The following is a 16,169-nucleotide window of genomic DNA, read 5'->3' on the forward strand; positions in this document are numbered from 1 at the left end:
GAGGCGGGGTTCGGCATCGGCGACGACCGGCCGGCTCCGGGCGGCGGCTAGCGTCGACGCATGACGAACCGGCTGCGCGCGTGGGCGCGGGAGCGGCCGCTGGCCGTGGACGCCGGCCTGGCCGTCGCGCTGGCGCTGGTGGACGCGGCGTTCCTGCTGCTGACCCCGCGGGAGCTGCGGCCCGACCAGCTCTGGGCGGCGCTGGGCTGGAGCGTGCTCTGCGCCGCCCCGGTGGCGATCCGCCGCCTCGCCCCGTGGCCGGCGGTCGGCGCGGCGGTGGCCACCCTGGCCGCCCCGGTGCTGTTCAACCTCGCGCCCACCACCCAGGGGCTGACCTTCGTCGTCCTCACCTACACCATGGCGGCGCACCGGCCGCTGCGCCCGGCCAGCCTCGCCGCGCTGCTGCTCTGGGTGCCGGTGGTGTTGGCGAACCTGGTCGCGCCGCTGGACGGCGTGCTCACCATGGGCCCCGGCGTCCTGGTGCTCAACAACCTGCTCACCGCCTCGGTGGCGTACGCGGTGGGCCGCGCGGTGCAGGCCCGCCGGCAGACCACCCGGATGCTGCGGGAGCGGGCCCGGATCGCCGAGGCCACCCAGCGGTCGCTGACCGAGCAGGCGGTCGCCGACGAGCGGCGCCGGATCGCCCGGGAGCTGCACGACGTGGTGGCTCACCACGTCAGCGTGATGGGCGTGCTGGCCACCGGGGCGCGCCGGGTGCTGCGCCGGGACCCGGACGCGGCGGACGAGGCGATGGCCACGGTCGAGGAGACCGGGCGGGCGACCCTGCGGGAGCTGCGCCGGCTGCTGGACGTGCTGCGCACGGACGCCGAACCGGCCGCCGAGTTGACCCCGCAGCCGGGGTTGACCGGCATCGAGGCCCTCGTCGAGCAGGTCCGCGACGCCGGGCTGCCGGTCACGTTGCGGGTCGACGGCACGCCCGGCCCCATGGAGGACGGGGTGGCGCTGACCGTCTACCGGATCGTGCAGGAGGCGCTGACCAACGCGCTCAAGCACGCCGGCCGGGCAACCGCGCTGGTCCGGCTCACCGTCACCGACGGCTTCCTGGCGGTGGAGGTCACCGACACGGGCCGCGGCCCGGCGCCGGTGCCCGACCGGATCGGGCACGGCCTGGTCGGCATGCGGGAACGGGTCGCCCTCTACGGTGGGGTCCTGCGGACCGGTCCGCGGCCCGGCGGCGGCTTCCGGGTGTACGCGCGGATCCCGCTGGAGTCGACCGGGGCGGTCCCGGCGTGACCGGCGCCATGGCCGAGCGAGGGAGACCGATGACCGACAGCACCGCCACCCGACCGGTGCGGATCCTGCTCGCCGACGACCAGCCGCTGCTGCGTACCGGTTTCCGGATGGTGCTGGGCACCGAGGACGACCTGGACATCGTGGCGGAGGCCGGTGACGGCGTGGAGGCGGTGGAGCTGTCCCGGCGGCTGCTGCCGGACGTGGTGCTCATGGACATCCGGATGCCGCGGATGGACGGGGTGGCGGCCACCCGGGCGATCGTGGACGCCCGGCTGCCGGTGCGGGTGCTCATCCTCACCACCTTCGACCTGGACGAGTACGTGGTCGGCGCGCTGCGCGCCGGGGCCAGCGGCTTCCTGGCCAAGGACGTGCCGGCCGAGGACCTGGTCACCGCGATCCGGACGGTGGCCGCCGGGGAGGCGGTGGTGGCGCCGCGGATCCTGCGCCGGCTGCTGGACCGCTTCGCCGACGTGCTGCCCGACCCGGCGGCCACCCCGCCGAAGGCGCTGGACGCGCTGACCGAGCGGGAGCGGGAGGTCCTCGTGCAGGTGGCGCGCGGGTTGTCCAACGCCGAGATCGCCCGGGAGCTGTCGGTGAGCGAGACCACCGTGAAGACCCACGTGGGGCACGTGCTGACGAAGCTGGGCCTGCGCGACCGGGTGCAGGCGGTGGTGCTGGCGTACGAGACGGGGCTGGTGCGGCCCGGCCGCTGATCGGCTCGGACACCGCGGTCACTGGGAGGCGGCCACCTCGGCCACCTGGCCCCGTGCGTCCCGCTCCCGGGGCGCCACCGTTCCGATGGCGTCGACCCGACCCCACCGGCCAGGAATGTCGAGCAGCTCGATCCGGCCGAACCGTTCGGGCATTTCCGGCTCGACCACCAGATCCTCGCCGTACGGCTCGAGCCCCAGCAGCGTGCGCACCAGCAGCAGGGGCGCTCCGGTGGCCAGGGCCTGCGGGTTGTTCGCCGCGGGATAGGAGACGGGGTGCCCGGTCAGCTCGCGCTCGTAGCCGCCGAACGCCTCCGGGAGGCGGCCCTGAAAGTGCCGGGCCGCGTCGAGGATTCCCTCGGCGATGCGTCCCGCCTCGCGGTGGAAGCCGTAGCGCCGCAGGCCCCAGGCGATGAAGGCGTTGTCGAAGGGCCAGACGGTGCCGACGTGGTAGCCCAGGGGGTTGTACCGCCCCTCTCCTTGCGCGAGCGTGCGTACGCCCCAGCCGGAGAAGAGTCGGGGGCCGAGGAGGTGTTCGGCGATCCTCGCGGCGCGGGATTGCTCGACGATGCCGCTCCACAGCAGGTGGCCGATGTTGGAGGAGAGGGCGTCGACCTGGTGGCCCTCGCCGTCGAGGGCGAGGGCGTAGTACTCGCCGTCGGTGACCCAGAAGTCGCGGTTGAAGCGTTCCTTGAGTTCGGCGGCCTCTCGTTCCAGGCGGTCGGCGTAGGCGGGATCGTGCCAGAACTCGCGGGCGAGGCGGGCGCCGCGGATCTTCGCGTCGTAGGCGTAGCCCTGCAGCTCGCAGGTGGCCCGGGGCAGGCCGGGCAGCCGCCCGTCCCGGAACGAGATCGCGTCCCAGGAATCCTTCCAGCACTGGTTCTCCAGGCCGGTGCGCTCGTTGCGGCGCTGGTACCAGACGTAGCCGTCGCCCATGATGTCGCCGTACTCGTCGATCCAGTGCAGGGCCGCGCGTGCCTCGTCCTCGAGCTCACGCACCGTGGCGGCGTCCCCGGTCCACCGCTCGTACTCGTCGAGCAGGACCACGTACAGCGGAGTGCTGTCGGCCGCTCCGTAGTAGGGCGCCTGGGGGCGCTCCTCGAACGCGACCATCTCGCCGTAGCGGAACTCGCGCAGGATCTTGCCCGGCTCCTCGTCCCGGAAGTCGTCGAGCACGGCACCCTGGTCGATGCCGAGCATGCGGAGGGTGTTGACGGCGAGTTCCGGCGCGAACGGCAGGGCCTGCAGGCTGGTGAGGATGGGGTCGCGGCCGGTGAGGGTCGCGTTCCATGGCAGGCCCGCCGCGGGCATCGGCTCGGTCGGCAGCGTCAGCGGCGCGAAACGCAGTGCGGCGAGATCGATCAGGCTGCGCCGGTAGGTCCACTCGAGGGGTTGCCAGTCGCAGCTCATCACCGGAGCCTTGTCGAGCCACTGCCGCAGGTCGTCCTGGAGCCGCGCCTTGTCGCGTCGGTGGCGCCCGGGATACACATGCTCCCGAACGTCCTCGCCGTCGGGGCGCAGCACCAGCCCCTGGACATGCAGCATCGTGGTCCACTGCCCATGCCCCTCGATGCGGATGTGGTAGGTGAGACCCTGTTCGTCGATCTCCGCGGGCTCGGACGTGGAGATCACCGTCTCCCGCCAGAGCTTCTCCCGCACATAACCGATGTGCAGGCGCCCGTCCTCCACACGCCGGTAGAGCCGGCCCGGCGGCGTGCGTTCCTCTCCGACCACCAGCAGCGGGATGAAGTCGCAGTCGGCGTCCAGGCGGACGGTGACCTCGGCCGGTTCCCCGGAGTGGTTGAGCACCGTCAACCGCTCCTCGAAGCTGCCGGCCACGGACCGTTCGCGGATCACCGACACCTTGGCGTCCACGTAGTGCGTCGGCGCTCCCGGCACCAGGAAGAACCGCACCTCGAAGTAGGACGGGTCGTCCATGGCCAGCGTGCTCACCCGTTCGCCGTTCACGGTCAGCCGCCACAGCGAGAGGAACCGGGTGTCGAACGAGAAGAACCCGCACGGGACGGTGGGCTTGGCCTCGATGTCGCCGCTGCTGTCGCTCAGTACGAAGATGTTCCCGTCCAGGATTCTGACGAGTTGCGTCCTCATCGCCGCCCCCCACCCTGACGGGCGGCGACGCGGGGATGACGCGAGCCCGGCGGCGGCGCGAAGAGCCGCTCGAGCAGCACGACGAACCGGAATTTCCCTTCGGACGTGATGTCGTTGCGCAGCCACGCGGGCAGCGGTTTGGCCTCGCCGCGCACCATCCGTTCGAAAAAGGCGTTGTCGGACCGGATGACCGCGTCGGCGTCGCTGTTCTGCTGTGACACCCGGACGCCACCGCCGCGGATCTCCACGAGCCAATGGTCGATCTCGTCGTCGTGCTCGAGGTCGAACCGTAGGGTTCCGGACGTCTTCCTCAGCACACGTTCGTGGCCGTGACGTTCAAGCTCATCGAAGAACCTCCTGGTCACCTCCGACATGGCACCACCACCCCCACGGATTTCGCGCCGGATCACCAGCAGCATTGCTCCGATCCCGGTGTTCAAACCTCGGCCGAGAAAGGGAGCGGCGGGCGGTGGCGGGCGGCCGCGGCGACGTTCACCCGTTCCGGGTGACGCGGCGCCGAACCGCTCCGCGTCATGGTGACGTCGCGGTTTCATGGGCCGGGACCACCGGAGGGCAGGCCCATGTCGAATCCCAGTGCGAACTTCTTCGACGGGCTGAGCCGCCGTGGCCATGAGCCCCTCCTCGAGGAGGCCACCGGAACCATCCGTTTCGACCTCCGCCACGAGCGGGGAATCGACCGCTGGCTCCTGATCATCGATCGTGGCGATGTCCGCGTTTCGGCCGACGGTGGTGGCGGGGCCGACTGTGTCGTCCACAGCAGCAGGGAGCTCTTCGACCGGATCGTCACCGGCGGGTCGCACATCTACACGGCGTGGGTACGCAACGAACTCACCGTGGAGGGGGACATCCGGCTGGCCCGGCTCATCCAGCGGCTCATGCCGGGGCCGCCCGCCGCCCATCACCCTCGGGACTTTGCCCGTCAGCGGAGGGGTACGGCATGAGTGACGGCCTCGTCCGGCTGCTCGACGGCAACACCTTCGTGGTCAGTGAGGAGACCGGCGACATCGACGCGTCCCCCACCATCCCGAGCGGTCTCTTCTCGTTCGACACCAGATTCCTGTCGAAGTGGATCCTGTCCATCAACGGCGAGCGGGTCAGCCCTCTCACCGTCGAGGAGATCGAATACTTCGAGAACCGCTTCGTCGTCGTCCCGACCATGCCCACACCTCTTGCCGACGTCAGCGTCTCGGCGATCCGCGACCGCTCTATCGGCGGCAGCTTCACCGAGCGGCTGACGCTGGTCAACCACGAACCCAAGCCTGTCGAGCTGCGAATCCGGATCGACGTCGCGAGCGACTTCGCCGATCTCTTCGAGATCAAGGATGTGCGGAACAAGCGAGGGCGGTACTACATCCGGGTCGGCGGCGGATGCCTGCGTCTCGGCTATCAACGGGACAAGTTCCGCCGGGAGACCCTGATCTCGTCCACCGCGCCGGCACAGATCGACGAACAGGGACTCACGTACGACGTGCGGCTCGGGCCGCACGACCGATGGACCACCGAGCTGCACGTGCAGGCGCTGGGCCTGGACGGGCGCGACCTTCGGGAGAGCCTGCAGGGCGCACGGGGCCGCGTCCGGAAGCAGATGCGGCAGGACCTGGCCGACTGGCTCGCGGCGGCACCCCGCCTCACGTGCGACTCGCCGACACTGGCGAGCACCTACCGGCGCAGCCTGGCCGATCTCGCCGCACTGCGATTCATGCCGTTGACCGCCGGCGGGCACGCCCTTCCCGCCGCCGGCCTGCCGTGGTTCATGGCGATCTTCGGTCGGGACAGCATCCTCACCAGCATCCAGGCGCTACCGTTCGCCCCCGAACTCGCCGCCACGACGCTCCGCCTGCTGGCGCTCCTGCAGGGCGTCGTCCTCGACGACTTCCGCGATGAGGAGCCGGGCAAGATCCTCCACGAGATCCGGTACGGGGAGACGACCGGCTTCGAGGAGCAGCCCCATTCGCCGTACTTCGGTAGCGCGGACTCGACGCCCCTCTACGTCATCCTGTTGGACGAGTACGAGCGGTGGACCGGCGACGCCGCCACGGTTCGACTTCTCGAGCGCTCCGCGAGAGCCGCCCTGCACTGGATCGACGAGTACGGCGACATCATGGGCGACGGCTACGTCTGGTACCAGCGCCGCAACGAACGCACCGGCCTGGAGAACCAGTGCTGGAAGGATTCCTGGGACGCGATCTCGTTCCGGGACGGGCGGCTGCCCGGCCTGCCCCGAGCCACCTGCGAGCTGCAGGGCTACGCCTACGACGCCAAGATCCGCGGCGCCCGCCTCGCCCGCGAGTTCTGGCACGATCCCGCCTACGCCGACCGCCTGGAACGAGAGGCCGCCGAACTCAAGGAACGCTTCAACCGCGACTTCTGGGTCACCGACGGCGAGTACTACGCCCTCGCCCTCGACGGCGAGGGCCACCAGGTCGACGCCCTCTCCTCCAACATCGGCCACCTGCTGTGGAGCGGCATCGTCGAGCAATCCCGCGCCGCGAGGATCGCCGAACACCTCCTCGGCCCCCGACTCTTCTCCGGCTGGGGCGTACGCACCCTCGCGACCGGCCAGAGCCGGTACAACCCGATCGGCTACCACGTCGGCACCGTCTGGCCCTTCGACAACGCCTTCATCGCCTGGGGCCTGCGGCGCTACGGCTTCCACCGCGAGGCGGGACGCATCGCCAAGGGGATCATCGATGCCGCCGGGTTCTTCGACGGGCGACTGCCGGAGGCGTTCGGCGGCTACGAGCGCGAGCTGACCAGGTATCCCGTGCTGTATCCCACAGCGTGCAGCCCGCAGGCGTGGTCCACCGGCACTCCCCTGTTGCTGCTGCGCACGATGCTCGGTATGGAACCACGGGGCGAGCACCTGGTGACCAGACCGGCCGTGCCGCCGGGAATGGGCCGGATCGAACTGCTCGACATCCCCGGACGGTGGGGCCGGGCCGGCGCGCTCGGACGCGCCCGCCCGGAGCGCCACTGACCGCCCGCGGGCGAGGTGGCGCCGGTCACCTACCGTGACCATCGGCGGCGAGGCGTGGTTGACCATGACGCGACGTGAGGTTCTAGCGTCGGCGGCGCCGGCCGGTCAGGGATGACCCTGAGCCGGCCTCGGGGGTGACCCCAACGGAAATTTCGGCGACGGTTCCGCCCCGGGGCGGACGGATCCGCGCCCGGCGGCACCGAGGATGGAACTGCCGCACCGGCCAGCGGGGGCGGTGCGGATCAGCAGGCTGACGGAAGAGGTAGATGACGTGACCGCGACGGTAGGGCAGCAGGCGCAGGCCGCGGCCCGGGCCAGCGACGTGTGGAAGGTGTACGGCAGCGGCGAGGCGCAGGTCATCGCGCTGCGGGGGGTGAGCGCCGAGTTCGAGCGGGGCCGGTTCACGGCGATCATGGGCCCGTCCGGCTCGGGCAAGTCGACGCTGATGCACTGCCTGGCGGGCCTGGACTCGGTGACCCGGGGCACCGTCATGATCGGCGACACCACGGTGACCGGGCTGGGCGACGCCGGCCTCACGAAGCTGCGCCGCGACAAGGTGGGCTTCATCTTCCAGCAGTTCAACCTGCTGCCCACGCTCACCGCGCAGGAGAACATCCTGCTGCCGCTGTCGATCGCCGGCCGCAAGCCCGACCCGGCCTGGTACGACACGGTGATCGACACGGTCGGCCTGCGGGACCGGCTCGGGCACCGCCCGGCCCAGCTCTCCGGCGGCCAGCAGCAGCGGGTGGCGTGCGCCCGGGCCCTGGTCTCCCGCCCCGAGGTGATCTTCGCCGACGAGCCGACCGGCAACCTGGACTCCCGCTCCGGCGCCGAGGTGCTCAACTTCCTGCGCAACTCGGTCCGCGAGCACGGCCAGACCATCGTCATGGTCACCCACGACCCGACCGCCGCCGCGTACGCCGACCGGGTGGTCTTCCTCGCCGACGGCCAGATCGTCTCGGAGCTGATCGAGCCGACCGCCGACACGGTGCTGGACACCATGAAGAAGCTCGACGCGCCGGCCGAGGTGGGCAACTGATGTTCCGGGCCACGATGAAGAGCCTGCTGGCGCGCAAGCTGCGGCTGCTGCTGTCCGGCCTGGCGGTGGTGCTCGGCGTCATGTTCGTCTCCGGCGCGTTCGTGCTCACCGACACCCTCGGCCGGTCCTTCGACGCGGTCTTCTCCGACGCGTTCTCGGAAGTCGACGTCAACGTGGCCGCGAAGCCGAAGGTCGCGCTCTCCGAGGTCGAGGGCGAGCAGGTGGCCGCCCCGGTGCCGGCGTCGGTCGTCGACCGGGTCAAGTCGGTGCCGGGCGTGACCGACGTGCGGGGCGTGGTCAACGCCGACGGGGCCCGGCTGATCGGCAGCAACGGCAAGGTGGTCACCTCGTTCGGCCCGCCGCAGCTCGGCGAGAACTGGCTCGGCGAGAGCGACCTGCTGAAGCTGCGCGAGGGGCGCGCGCCGCAGGCCGACGACGAGATCGTGGTCAACGTCGCGCTCGCCGAGGCCGCCAAGGTCAAGGTCGGCGACCGGGTCGGCGTGCTGACCCTGGCGCCGAAGAAGGAGTTCACCCTGGTCGGCGTCTTCGGCTACAGCGGTGGCCGGGACTCGGTCGGCGGCGTCAACGAGGTCGCCTTCACCACCCCGGTCGCCCAGCAGCTGATGCTCGGCAAGGCGGACGTGTTCTCGAACGTGACCGCGCAGGCCGCCGGCGGCACCACGCCCGAGGCGCTGCGCGACGACGTGGCCCGCGCCCTCGGCGCGGACTTCGAGGTCAAGACCGGCAAGCAGCTCGCGGACGACGCGTCCGCCAGCCTGAAGGAGGGCCTGTCCTTCTTCAACAAGATCCTCCTCGGCTTCGCCGCCGTGGCGCTGCTGGTCGGCACCTTCCTGATCCTCAACACCTTCTCGATCATCGTCGCCCAGCGCACCCGCGAGCTGGCGCTCATGCGGGCCATCGGCGCGAGCGGGCGGCAGGTCATCGGCTCGGTGGTGCTGGAGGCCGTGGCGGTCGGCCTGATCGCCTCGGTGCTCGGGCTCGCCGCCGGCATCGGGGTCGGCGCGCTGCTGGCGTACCTGTTCGGCAAGCTCGCCGGCGGGCTCACCCTCGCCGGCCTGGGCGTGCCGCCCGCGGCGGTGATCGGCGCCTTCGCGGTGGGTCTGGTGATCACCGTGGTGGCGGCGCTGCTGCCGGCGCTGCGCGCCTCGCGCATCCCGCCGATCGCCGCCATGCAGGACGTCGCCACGCCGGACCGGCCGCTGACCAAGGTGACCGTCGGCGGGTCCGTGGTCACCGCGATCGGCGCGGGCCTGCTCTTCCTCGGGCTCGGCGGCCACGCCGGCGACAACACCCTGGCCACCATCCTCGGTGGCGTGCTGTTCGCCTTCATCGGCGTGGCGCTGCTGACCCCGCTGATCAGCCGGCCGGTCGTCGCCCTGCTCGGCTCGATCTTCGCCTGGTCGGTGCCGGGCAAGCTGGGCCGGCTGAACTCCGGCCGCAACCCCCGCCGCACCGCGATCACGGCCGCCGCGCTGATGGTCGGCATCGCCCTGGTGACCGGGGTGACGGTGATCCTCGACTCGGCCAAGGGCAGCATCAGCGCGCTGGCCGAGGACACCATCAAGGCGGAGCTGGTGATCTCCGGCGCCCAGGCGGGCCCGCGGCCGGCGAGCTTCGACCCGGCGGTGCTGGAGAAGGCCGCCGACATCCCCGGGGTGCAGCTGGTCGACGGCGAGTACGGCGACATGGCCACGGTGAACGGCGAGCGGACCTGGGTGGCGGCGTCCAGCGACGTGGCCGCGCTGGAGCGGATCTTCGGGGCGAAGGCCAGCTCCGGTGACATCAGCCGGCTCGGTCCGGACCAGATGCTGCTCAGCTCGGACACCGCGAAGTCCCGCAACCTGTCGGTCGGCTCGACGGTGACCGTGCAGCTGTCCCGGGGCGAGGCCCGCACCTACACGGTCAGCGGCATCTACGAGAGCTCGCAGCTGACCAACCCGGTGGTGCTGCCGCCGCAGGCGGCCACCGACTTCGCGATCCCGCAGCCCATCCAGGGCTTCGTGCAGCTCGCCCCGGGCACCTCGGTCGACGCGGTGCAGCCGCAGATCGAGCGGCTGCTCGCGGACAGCCCCGAGGTGTCGGTGGCGGACCGGGCCGCGTTCATCAAGCAGCAGACCAGCCAGCTGGACACCCCGCTGCGGATGATCCAGATCCTGCTGGCGCTGGCCATCGTGATCGCGGTGCTGGGCATCATCAACACCCTGGCCCTGTCGGTGCTGGAACGCACCCGCGAGCTGGGCCTGCTGCGGGCCATCGGCCTGCGCCGGGCGCAGACCATGCGGATGATCACGGTGGAGGCGGTGGTGATCTCGATCTTCGGCGCCCTGCTCGGCGTCGTGGTCGGCACCGGCCTCGGCGCGGCCGTGGTCCGGGCGCTCAAGGACGAGGGCATCACCGACCTGGTCCTGCCCTGGAGCCAGATGGTGACGTTCCTGGTCCTGGCCGCGATCATCGGTGTGGTGGCCGCGGTGCTGCCCGCCATCCGCGCGGCGCGGATCAACGTGCTGGGCGCCATCGCCCACGACTGACCCGCCACGACACGAAAAAGGGGCCCCGCGAACGGCGGGGCCCCTTTTCCGCGTACCGGTCAGGCGGGGCGTTCGCCGAGCAGGGCCGCGAGCAGCTCCAGGTCCGCCGCGGTCAGGCTCTCCAGCTGGTGTACGCCGTCCGTCGGCGGCAGCGGCACCTCGGCCGGGACGGCCAGCACGGCGGCCCCGGCGGCGAGGGCGCTGGCCACCCCGGTCGGTGAGTCCTCGATCGCCACGCACCGCTCGATCGGCACGCCGAGCAGCCGCGCCGCGGTCAGGTACGGCTCCGGGTGAGGCTTCGCCGCGTCCACCTCGTCGCCGCAGACCACCGCGTCGAAGCTGTCCCGGCCGAGGGTGTCGAGGGCGACCTCGACCAGCGGCCGGGTGCTGGAGGTGACCAGGGCGGTGGGGATGCCGGCGGCGCGGACGGCGCGCAGCAGGGCCAGCGCCCCCGGCCGCCAGCGCAGCCCGTCGCGGAACAGCTCCAGGATCCGGGCGTTGATCCAGTCGGCGCTGGCCTGCGGGTCCCGCTCCGGCTGGCCCAGGTCGTCGTGCACGATCCGCATGGAGACGGCCATGCTGGTGCCGATGATCGCCGTGCGGGCGCCCTCGGAGAGGGTGCCGCCGTAGACCGCCGCGAGTTCCTGCAACGCGACGTCCCAGAGCTTCTCGCTGTCGACCAGGGTGCCGTCCATGTCGAAGAGCACGGCGGCGGGATGTCTGCTGCTCAGCGGGGGCCTCCTCGGGTGCGGGTACCCGCCGATCCTCTCAGCCGGGCCGCGCCGGACGGTCACCGTCCCCGGCGAGGGTGACCTGCGGCATCAGCCGAGGCCGCAGGCGTCCAGGGAGTTCTCGTAGCCGCGGAAGAACGAGTCGGTGCGCTGCTCGGCGGTGCCGTGCGAGCCCTCGGCGAACCAGGGCTGGTTCGGGTCGTCGCCGACCGCCAGCAGCCCTTCCCGGAACTCGTCCAGGTCACCCTCGGCCAGGGTCAGCGTCCCCGAGCGCACGTTGTCACCGATGTACGCCCCGGCCATGCAGTCCGCCTGCAACTCCTGCTGGATCGTGTAGTTGTAGCGGATGCCGAGGCGCACCTGGACGCCGTGGGCGTACTCGTGGCCGAGCAGGTAGAACAGGAAGGCGTCGCCGACCTGCCGGAAGGCTCCCACCGACCAGTTCACGTCGTAGGCGATGAAGTCGCCCGCCGAGCAGTAGACCGCGTTGTTGCGGGGCAACCCCTCGCCGCCGCAGGAGACCTCGCCGGACCTGGTGTACGGCACCACCCGCCGGATCGGCTGGAACTGCTTCCCGGAGGCCCGGAACCGGTCGGTCCAGTAGCGCTCAGCGATGCCCACGGCGTCGGAGAAGTCCTGCTTGAACTCGGCCACGCTGGTGGTGCCGTCGGCGCGGGTCGAGTCCGCTCCGGGGGAGGCCGCCCGGCCGCTGTCCCGCGGACCGGGCTGCTCCGGCTCGCCCTGGTCCAGCCCGCCGCCCATGCAGCCGGCCGCCACCACCACGGCCACCAGCAGCCCGGCCAGTGGCCCCGGTCGCCGACGTCCCGCCTTCTCCCCCACCGCTGCCTCCCGGCTGAGTCACTGTGTCAGCGCAGTACCCCGACCGCACGGGGTTGATGCCCACCGGGGATCACGTGCCGGCGGCGGCCTTCGTTCATCAGTCGGCGGCGGTGAACAGCAGCAGCGCCCGGTCGGGGTCGAACTGGACGCTGGCCCGGGTGCCCGCGTCGTACGCGGGGCTGCGGCGCCAGCGCACCTCCGGCGGCACGTACGCGCTCAGGCCCGGCCAGACCTCCACGGCCCCGCCGGTCACGGGCGCCCACGGGTAGCCGGCGGCCAGGGCGCGGGCGTCGGCCGGGGCCAGCCGCACGATCCCCTGGTACCGGCTGTCGGTCGGTCCCGGCGCGCGGGAGCAGGCGAAGCTCGGGTGGTCGACCTGCCAGTGGATCTCGGCGTACTCCCCGATGCCGGGCACGTCCTGCGCCGTCCAGTGCCGGTCGGTGCGGACCTTCGTCTCCTCGGCGGCGACCTGCGCCGCGCAGTCCCGCTCCTGCCCTCGCTCGGCCCGCGCCAGCCAGAACACACCGCCGCAGGCGGCGAGCAGGACGACGCCGGCCGCGGCGAGGACGGTCACGAGCAGCGGTCTGCGTTTCACGCCGGCAGGGTAGCCGTCGCCGGCCACCCCTGGTGGCGCCCCGGTACAGTGCCCGGCGTGACTGACCACGTGGCCCACGCCAGCATCGTCCACTGGCGACGGAGCATCTGGAACGGGCGCCGCTGCGTGCCGGTGCTCATGACCCTCGACCAGGGCTGGCTGCGGGCACGCGACCGGGCCGGCGCGGAGGTGTTCGCCGTCCCGGCCGGTCAGGTCGCCGGCCGGTTGACCCGCCTCGGCACGCTGCTGCTGACCGTCGACGGGCGCCGGTACGCGCTGGTGGGGCGCGGCGCCAGCGTCTCGCCGGACCCCAGCCCGGAGCAGAGGCGTGAACTCGTCGACTTCTGGGCCCACCGGACAGCGCCGACCGGCGACGGGCCGGGCTTCCTCGACCAGCTCTTCAACGGCGCCGCGGCCTTCAACACGCGGTCCTGGCGCACGGCCCCGGCCGCCGGCGGGGCCGGGGTGCGCTGACCACGCCGGACGGTCTCACCCGCTGAAGCCGTGCCCGCCGTTGTTCCAGCCGTCGTGCTGCGCGTGCTCCCGCTCGGCCGCCCGCCGGTGCTGCTCCCCGCGGGCCGCCCGGACCGCCGCCGGATCCTCCTCGGTGGCCCGCCGCCGCCGGTCCCGCCAGGAGACGTAGCCCACCACCGCGGCCACCACCACGGCCACCACCGCCAGTGTCACCAGCACCGTCGTCATGCCCGTGACGGTAGGACACTCGCGCACCCCGGTCGCGGCTACGCTGCGGCGATGATCGACACGGACTTCGACGCCCATGAACGGTCCCGGTGGGCGGGCCGGGCCGAGGCGTACGCACGCAGCTTCGGCCGGCTCTGCGCGTACCCGGCGGAGGCGCTGCTGGACGCGGCGGCGGTGCGGGCCGGACGGCGGCTGATCGACGTCGGCACCGGGCCGGGCACCGTCGCGGCGGCGGCCCTGGCCCGCGGCGCCGAGGTGGCGGCGGTCGACGCCGAGCCCAGCATGCTCGACGCGGCCCGGCGGACCGCGCCCGGCGCCGAGGTCCGCGCCGCGGTGCTGCCGCACCTGCCGTTCCCGCCCGGCGGTTTCGACGCGGCGGTGGCGAACTTCGTGCTCAACCACGTCGGCGACCCGGCGGCCGGCCTGGCCGAGCTGCGCCGGGTGGTCCGCCCCGGCGGCCGGGTCGCGGTGACCGTCTGGCCGTCCCCGCACCCGCCCCTGCAACGGCTCTGGGGTGAGGCCGTCGCCGCCGCCGGCGTCGCGACACCGCCCGACCTGCCCCGGCTGCCGCCCGAGCGGGACTTTCCCCGCACCGAGGCGGGATTCGCCGGGCTGCTGGCCTCCGCCGGGCTGGCGGACGTCCGGTGCGTGACTCTGACCTGGGCGCACCGCACCGACCCGGAGGACTGGTGGGCCGGCCCGGCCGCCGGCATCAGCGCCATCGGCCTGGTGCTGCAACGGCAGCCGGTGGCCGTGCGTGAGCGCATCCGCCGGGAGTACGACCGGCTCGCCGCCCCCTACCGGCACGCCGACGGGAGCCTGGCGCTGCCCACCGCCGCGCTGCTCGCCTCCGCCCGGGTCGACTGATCCACCCTAGGCTGGTGTCCGGGTGGGCTCCGTGGCTCCGACGTCCCCGGTGAGCGGCGCCGCGGGGCGCCGGCCGAGAGGAGACACCGTGAAGTACCTGATCATGCTCTACGGCAGTCAGCGGGACTACGACGCGATGGCCGGGCGGCCCGGCGACGAGCCGCCGATGAGCCCGGAGCAGCTCGCCGCCATGCACGCCCACATGGAGGCGATCCACAAGGACCTGGCCGAGACCGGGGAGCTGGTCGACGCGCAGGGCCTGTCCGCGCCGGTGCACGCCCGCCGGGTCCGGCTGCGCGGCGGGGCGCCCGTGGTCACCGACGGCCCGTACGCCGAGACGCAGGAGGTGCTGGCCGGCTACACGCTTGTCGAGTGCGCCAGCTTCGACCGGGCCACCGAGATCGCCGCCCGGTTCGTCAACCCGGACGCCGGGGGCGAGTACGTCGACGTGCGGCCGATCGTGGACGGCGTCGAGGAACTCCAGGGCTGACCGGTGCCCGCGGAGCGTGTCGAGGAGCTGCCGCGTGCCCTGGCGCCGCAGGTCCTCGGCGCGCTCGTCCGCCGGTACGGGCACTTCGACACCGCCGAGGACGCCACCCAGGAGGCGCTGCTCGCCGCCGCCACCCGCTGGCCCGTCGACGGGCTCCCGGACGATCCGAGGGCGTGGCTGATCACCGTGGCGTCCCGCCGGCTGACCGACCTGCTCCGGGCCGAGCAGGCCCGGCGCCGCCGGGAGGACGGGGTGGCCCGGGAGGCGCCGGCGGACCGCTGGGTGGCGCCGCCCGCGGACACCGTGCCGGACGACGCCGACGACAGCCTCGTCCTGCTGTTCCTCTGCTGCCACCCGTCGCTGCCGCCGGCCGGGCAGATCGCGCTGACCCTGCGCGCGGTCGGCGGGTTGAGCACCGCCGAGGTGGCCCGGGCGTTCCTGGTGCCGGAGGCGACCATGACCCGGCGGATCACCCGGGCCAAGCAGCGCATCCGGGACAGCGGCCTGCCGTTCGCCCCGCCGGCCGGCCCGGAGCGGGCCGCCCGGCTCGACGCCGTGCTGCACGTGCTCTACCTGATCTTCAACGAGGGGTACGCGAGCACCGCCGGGGAGCGCCTGCACCGGCCCGACCTGTGCGCCGAGGCGATCCGGCTGGCCCGGATGCTGCACCGGCTCACCGACGACGCCGAGGTGACCGGGCTGCTGGCCCTCATGCTGCTCACCGACGCGCGCACCCCGGCGCGGACCGGCCCGGACGGCATGCTGGTGCCGATGGCCGAGCAGGACCGGCGGCGCTGGCGGGCCGACCGGATCGCCGAGGGGACGAGGCTGGTCGGTGCGGCGCTGCCCCGCGGGACGGTCGGGCCGTACCAGCTCCAGGCGGCGATCGCCGCGCTGCACGACGAGGCCCCCGACGTCGAGTCGACGGACTGGCCGCAGATCATGGCCCTCTACGAGATGCTGCTGGCCCTGCACGACAACCCGGTGGTCCGGCTCAACCACGCCGTGGCGATGGCCATGGCGCGCGGGCCGCGGGCCGGTCTGGCGCTGATCGACGCGCTGGCGGCCGACCGCCGGGTCGCCGAGGACCACCGCCGGTACGCGGCCCGGGCGCACCTGCTGGAGCTGGCCGGGGAGCCGGACGCGGCGCGGGAGGCGTACCTGGCGGCGGCCCGCCGGTCGATGAACCTCACCCAGCAGCGCTACCTGCACGGCCGGGCGGCCCGGCTGGGCCCGCTCACCGCCGGTTGAGCACGCGCGCGTCCGGGCGCCCTCGCCGGGCGCC

General features: G+C 73.0%; 16 protein-coding genes. 10 read left to right on the plus strand and 6 right to left on the minus strand.

Annotated features, from left to right (window positions below; translation table 11 throughout):
* Positions 1–60 precede the first annotated feature (60 nt).
* On the plus strand, positions 61–1,254 hold the full coding sequence (locus tag NLX85_RS20270) for a sensor histidine kinase (RefSeq protein ID WP_254337387.1): 1,194 nt from the start codon (positions 61–63) through the stop codon (positions 1,252–1,254).
* A gap of 29 nt (positions 1,255–1,283) precedes the next feature.
* Positions 1,284–1,967, plus strand: coding sequence for a response regulator transcription factor (locus NLX85_RS20275; protein WP_254337389.1), 684 nt, complete (start codon positions 1,284–1,286; stop codon positions 1,965–1,967).
* An 18-nt stretch (positions 1,968–1,985) separates the two neighbouring features.
* Here the strand turns inward: NLX85_RS20275 and NLX85_RS20280 are convergent, their stop codons facing one another.
* The gene (locus NLX85_RS20280; RefSeq protein WP_254337391.1) at positions 1,986–4,073 is read right to left on the minus strand and encodes a glycogen debranching N-terminal domain-containing protein; all 2,088 of its coding nucleotides are present in this window, start codon (positions 4,071–4,073) and stop codon (positions 1,986–1,988) included.
* On the minus strand, positions 4,070–4,492 hold the full coding sequence (locus NLX85_RS20285; RefSeq protein WP_254337393.1) for an SCP2 sterol-binding domain-containing protein: 423 nt from the start codon (positions 4,490–4,492) through the stop codon (positions 4,070–4,072). Before NLX85_RS20285 ends, NLX85_RS20280 begins: the two co-directional genes overlap by 4 nt.
* A gap of 162 nt (positions 4,493–4,654) precedes the next feature.
* Between NLX85_RS20285 and NLX85_RS20290 the strand changes: the two genes are divergently transcribed.
* From NLX85_RS20290 to NLX85_RS20305, 4 genes are all read left to right on the plus strand, one after another.
* Positions 4,655–5,035 (plus strand): SCP2 sterol-binding domain-containing protein, encoded by a 381-nt coding sequence (locus NLX85_RS20290; RefSeq protein ID WP_254337395.1) that lies wholly within the window; start codon positions 4,655–4,657, stop codon positions 5,033–5,035.
* A complete protein-coding gene (locus tag NLX85_RS20295) occupies positions 5,032–7,071 on the plus strand; it encodes a glycogen debranching N-terminal domain-containing protein (protein ID WP_254337396.1) in 2,040 nt (679 codons plus the stop codon). The genes NLX85_RS20290 and NLX85_RS20295 overlap by 4 nt, the downstream gene beginning before the upstream one ends.
* A 271-nt stretch (positions 7,072–7,342) precedes the next feature.
* Positions 7,343–8,110, plus strand: a complete 768-nt coding sequence (locus NLX85_RS20300) for an ABC transporter ATP-binding protein (protein WP_254337398.1) — start codon at positions 7,343–7,345, stop codon at positions 8,108–8,110.
* Entirely contained in the window at positions 8,110–10,659 is a 2,550-nt protein-coding gene (locus NLX85_RS20305; RefSeq protein WP_254337400.1) for an ABC transporter permease, read from the plus strand. The genes NLX85_RS20300 and NLX85_RS20305 overlap by 1 nt, the downstream gene beginning before the upstream one ends.
* A gap of 59 nt (positions 10,660–10,718) precedes the next feature.
* Here the strand turns inward: NLX85_RS20305 and NLX85_RS20310 are convergent, their stop codons facing one another.
* The 3 genes from NLX85_RS20310 to NLX85_RS20320 all read right to left on the minus strand — a co-directional run bounded on the left by NLX85_RS20310 (position 10,719) and on the right by NLX85_RS20320 (position 12,825).
* Entirely contained in the window at positions 10,719–11,366 is a 648-nt protein-coding gene (locus tag NLX85_RS20310; RefSeq protein WP_254337402.1) for an HAD family phosphatase, read from the minus strand.
* 114 nt (positions 11,367–11,480) lie between these two features.
* Positions 11,481–12,230 carry a neutral zinc metallopeptidase gene (locus tag NLX85_RS20315; RefSeq protein WP_254337404.1) on the minus strand — a complete coding sequence of 250 codons (750 nt, stop codon included), beginning with the start codon at positions 12,228–12,230 and terminating at the stop codon, positions 11,481–11,483.
* Between the two features lie 97 nt (positions 12,231–12,327).
* Entirely contained in the window at positions 12,328–12,825 is a 498-nt protein-coding gene (locus tag NLX85_RS20320) for a hypothetical protein (protein ID WP_254337406.1), read from the minus strand.
* 57 nt (positions 12,826–12,882) lie between these two features.
* On the opposite strand from NLX85_RS20320, the gene NLX85_RS20325 reads away from it, so the two are divergent.
* Complete coding sequence (locus NLX85_RS20325) at positions 12,883–13,299, plus strand: hypothetical protein (RefSeq protein ID WP_254337407.1); 417 nt, start codon at positions 12,883–12,885, stop codon at positions 13,297–13,299.
* 15 nt (positions 13,300–13,314) lie between these two features.
* On the opposite strand, the gene NLX85_RS20330 is transcribed toward NLX85_RS20325, so the two are convergent.
* Positions 13,315–13,527 (minus strand): hypothetical protein, encoded by a 213-nt coding sequence (locus NLX85_RS20330; protein WP_254337409.1) that lies wholly within the window; start codon positions 13,525–13,527, stop codon positions 13,315–13,317.
* 51 nt (positions 13,528–13,578) lie between these two features.
* On the opposite strand from NLX85_RS20330, the gene NLX85_RS20335 reads away from it, so the two are divergent.
* The 3 genes from NLX85_RS20335 (at position 13,579) to NLX85_RS20345 (ending at position 16,135) form a co-directional block, all read left to right on the plus strand.
* A complete protein-coding gene (locus tag NLX85_RS20335; protein ID WP_254337411.1) occupies positions 13,579–14,394 on the plus strand; it encodes a class I SAM-dependent methyltransferase in 816 nt (271 codons plus the stop codon).
* 88 nt (positions 14,395–14,482) lie between these two features.
* On the plus strand, positions 14,483–14,884 hold the full coding sequence (locus NLX85_RS20340) for a YciI family protein (RefSeq protein ID WP_254337413.1): 402 nt from the start codon (positions 14,483–14,485) through the stop codon (positions 14,882–14,884).
* Positions 14,885–14,887: 3 nt separating this feature from the next.
* Positions 14,888–16,135: an RNA polymerase sigma factor gene (locus tag NLX85_RS20345; RefSeq protein WP_254337415.1), complete on the plus strand. Its 1,248-nt coding sequence runs from the start codon at positions 14,888–14,890 to the stop codon at positions 16,133–16,135.
* Positions 16,136–16,169: the final 34 nt, after the last annotated feature.

Source organism: Micromonospora sp. A3M-1-15 (assembly GCF_024213425.1).
GTDB lineage: Bacteria > Actinomycetota > Actinomycetes > Mycobacteriales > Micromonosporaceae > Micromonospora > Micromonospora chersina.

Bases quoted from the DNA above. Each gene is read 5' to 3' on its own strand.
- NLX85_RS20335 (WP_254337411.1), top strand. From the start codon at position 13,579: ATGATCGACACGGACTTCGACGCCCATGAACGGTCCCGGTGGGCGGGC.
- NLX85_RS20280 (WP_254337391.1), bottom strand. From the start codon at position 4,073: ATGAGGACGCAACTCGTCAGAATCCTGGACGGGAACATCTTCGTACTG.
- NLX85_RS20295 (WP_254337396.1), top strand. From the start codon at position 5,032: ATGAGTGACGGCCTCGTCCGGCTGCTCGACGGCAACACCTTCGTGGTC.
- NLX85_RS20275 (WP_254337389.1), top strand. From the start codon at position 1,284: ATGACCGACAGCACCGCCACCCGACCGGTGCGGATCCTGCTCGCCGAC.
- NLX85_RS20305 (WP_254337400.1), top strand. From the start codon at position 8,110: ATGTTCCGGGCCACGATGAAGAGCCTGCTGGCGCGCAAGCTGCGGCTG.
- NLX85_RS20330 (WP_254337409.1), bottom strand. From the start codon at position 13,527: ATGACGACGGTGCTGGTGACACTGGCGGTGGTGGCCGTGGTGGTGGCC.
- NLX85_RS20285 (WP_254337393.1), bottom strand. From the start codon at position 4,492: ATGCTGCTGGTGATCCGGCGCGAAATCCGTGGGGGTGGTGGTGCCATG.
- NLX85_RS20290 (WP_254337395.1), top strand. From the start codon at position 4,655: ATGTCGAATCCCAGTGCGAACTTCTTCGACGGGCTGAGCCGCCGTGGC.
- NLX85_RS20270 (WP_254337387.1), top strand. From the start codon at position 61: ATGACGAACCGGCTGCGCGCGTGGGCGCGGGAGCGGCCGCTGGCCGTG.